A 3,044-nucleotide genomic window follows, 5' to 3' on the forward strand; every position below is an offset into this window, starting at 1 on the left:
ACCAGGCGATGGGCGATCTCGGCGGGACGGCGCCCGCCCACCGGCTCGATGCCGGCCAGGGACCACAGCTCCTGCAGCACCGCCGAGGCCTCGGCCTCCGGCAGCCCGGCGAGCAAGGCGGCGATCCGGCTCTTCTCTTCGCCCGGGGCTTGTCCGAGGGCCGACGATCCGCCCTCGAGCTCGATCTTCAGCTGGCGCGGCCTGGTGAAGGCCCGCTTCAGCCGCGCGCCCAGGGGCGGGGTCAGGCCCAGGCTGTCGACGAAGGCCGAGAACAGGCTCACATCGCCCAACAGCAGGGTCAGGTCCGAGCGCCCGCCGGCCGCGGCCGAAGCCCAGGCCAGGGCGGCGATCTCGGCGTCGGCGGCCACAGGATCGCCAGCCTCGAAGGCCTCGATCCCGACCTGCAGGAACTCCTCGGCCCGGTCGCTGCCGCGCGGCGCGACGCGGAACGCCTTGCCTTCATAGAAGTAGCGCCCCTCGCCGTTCCCCCGCTCCAGGTGCGTGCGGGCGATGGCGACGGTGAAGTCGGGGCGCAGGCAGGCCTCCTCGCCCGCATCGCCGGAGACCACGAACAGCCGCGAGCGCATGGCCTCGCCGGCCAGGTCCAGCAGCAGGCCCAGGGGCTGCAGCACGGGCGCGTCGGTCGGCGTCGCGCCGGCGGTCAGGAACGGAGCGCGGATGGCGTCGAGCGCCTCCGCCGGAAGGGAACGCTCGAGCCTCACATCAACCCCCGATGATCGTTTTGACCGCCGCGACCAACTGATCGCGCGGGATGGTCTGCTGGCCGGGACGCTCGGCCTTCCAGGCGGCGTTGTCGGCGACGCCGGCGGCGAGCTCACGCCCAAGATCCAAGTCCTTGATGGTCACCGTGCCGGCCGCGATCTCGTCGCCGCCCAGCATGATGGCCGCCGGCGCCATGCGGCGGTCGGCATATTTCATCTGCGGCCGCATGCCCGAGGTCCCCAGATAGACCTCGGCCGCGATGCCCGCATTGCGCAACTCTCCGACCACGGAGAAGTACTCGCCCATGTGAGCCTGGTCGAAATTGATGATCACCACCGGCCCGCGCGCCTGGCCGCCGGGCTCACGCCCCGCCGCCCGCAGCGCCGCCGCCAGGCGCGAGACGCCGAACGAGAAGCCCGTGGCCGGCGTCTGCTGGCCGGTGAACCGCGCCACCAGGTCGTCATAGCGCCCGCCGCCGCCGATCGAGCCGAACGACACCTTCTGGCCCTTGTCGTCCGTGGTCGACAGCAGCAGCTCGGCCTCGAACACCGCGCCGGTGTAGTACTCAAGCCCACGGACAATTGAAGGCTCAAAGAGCGCCTGGTCGTCGGCCACGCCCAGGCTCTTCAGCGCCGCGTCGATCTTGGCCAGTTCCTCCAGCCCCTCGTCGCCCTCGGCCGAACCGCCGATCACATTGGCGATCTTGGCCAGGGTGTCGGCGCGACCACCGACACCCCCCATTGGGCCCGCCTGGACGAAGTCCAGCACCGAGTCGATCGCCTTGCCCACCAGGCCCGCGCCCTTGGTGAAGGCGCCGCTCTCGTCCAGGCGCCCCTCGCCCAGCAGCAGGCGCACGCCCTCCACGCCCAGGCGGTCCAGCTTGTCGACGGCGCGCAGCACGGAGAGCTTCTGGCCGTTGGTCTCGACCCCGGCCGCGGTCAGCAGGCCGTTCAGGAGCTTGCGATTGTTGATCTTCAGCACCGCCGCGCCGCGCGGCAGGCCCGCCGCTTCCAGACCCGCCACGGCCATGGCGATGATCTCGGCGTCGGCCTCGGGACGGGCCGAGCCGACGGTGTCGGCGTCGCACTGGATGAACTCGCGGAACCGGCCCGGCCCCGGCTTCTCGTTGCGCCACACCGGCCCGAAGGCGTAGCGGCGGAACGGCTTGGGCAGGGTCTCCCAGTTCTGGGCGGCGAAGCGGGCCAGGGGCGCGGTCAGGTCGTAGCGCAGCGCCATCCACTGGTCGTCGTCGTCCTGCAGGGCGAACACCCCCTCGTTGGGACGATCGCTGTCGGGCAGGAACTTGCCCAGGGCGTCGGCATATTCGAACGCCCCGGTGTCCAGCGCCTCGAAGCCGTAGCGCTCATAGACCGCCGACACCGCCTCCAGGATCGCCCGCTCGGCCCGCAGGTCGCGGGCGCGCTTGTCGGCGAACCCGCGCGGATTGCGGGCCTCGGGGCGGAAGGTCGTGTCCGCCGGAGTGTCTTTGGTGTCGGTCATGCGCGCGTCGGGTCCTGGTCGTAGGTCTCGACGGATGGCGCTTTAAGCTCAAGCCCCATCCGCCTTGGGCGGGGCTGCGGCTGGGGTTCGCTAGAGCGAACGGACCCGGCCGATCCCGCGAGGCGAGGTCGGATGATGGTGGCGGCCGTGATGGTGCGGCGTACGGGTCATTGTGGCGGGGCTATAGCGGATGAGGCGGGGCGGGGGAAGGGGGCACAACAGGAAGGGAGCCCCTGACTCGTCGCAGAGGCAAAAGCGTTCGCTTCCGCCTTCCTTCCGACGCCAGGAATGCATGCGCGGGTCGCTCTACAGGCCTTAGTCATTCACAACTTGGCCTGACTTCAATAGGCTAACCCCGAGCAATAGCGGTGGACATCGTGCAACTTGAAGCCCTGACGCTAACCCCAGATCAACTACTTCTTGATCCGAATAATTATCGCTTCCACGACCTGCCAGGCTATCGCGCAGTCACACGCGCGCGCTTCGCTGAAAAGGGCGTACAGGATCGGGCCCTTCAGTTCCTCCAGGAAACTCCGGCCTTCGACTTAGGTGCGCTGAGAGAGTCCATTATCTCGAACGGGTTCGTGCCTTTCGAGCAAATCGTGGTCGAAGCATTTTCGGACGAGCCAAACCAGCCTGCAGCAGAAACGGGCGCAGGAATGGACCCGAAGACAAAATATGTCGTGGTGGAAGGCAATCGCCGCGCGGCTGCGATCAAGACACTCCTTCGAGATCACGAAGGAGGTGCCAGAGACTTGAAGCCCGACGTCCTGGCAACGATCCAGATTTTGAACGTCATTGAGATCAAAGGATCAGAAACA

Annotated in this window: 3 protein-coding genes; 1 reads left to right on the forward strand and 2 read right to left on the reverse strand. The window is 68.4% G+C overall.

The window, feature by feature from the left end:
- A partial coding sequence (locus tag WAL33_RS01545) for an ATP phosphoribosyltransferase regulatory subunit (RefSeq protein ID WP_422177818.1) occupies positions 1-764 on the reverse strand: 764 nt, incomplete at its 3' end.
- A complete protein-coding gene (gene hisS, locus WAL33_RS01550) occupies positions 724-2,223 on the reverse strand; it encodes a histidine--tRNA ligase (protein WP_422177814.1) in 1,500 nt (499 codons plus the stop codon). The genes WAL33_RS01545 and hisS, both read right to left, overlap by 41 nt.
- Positions 2,224-2,591: 368 nt before the next feature.
- Here hisS and WAL33_RS01555 point away from each other — a divergent pair.
- On the forward strand, positions 2,592-3,044 hold a 453-nt coding region (locus WAL33_RS01555), incomplete at its 3' end, for a hypothetical protein (protein ID WP_422177816.1).

Origin of the sequence: Caulobacter sp., from assembly GCF_049283275.1 — a bacterium.
Taxonomy (GTDB): domain Bacteria; phylum Pseudomonadota; class Alphaproteobacteria; order Caulobacterales; family Caulobacteraceae; genus Caulobacter.

What these genes read in the sequence shown, in the direction of transcription:
- hisS (WP_422177814.1), bottom strand. Translation starts at nt 2,223, where the DNA reads ATGACCGACACCAAAGACACTCCGGCGGACACGACCTTCCGCCCCGAG.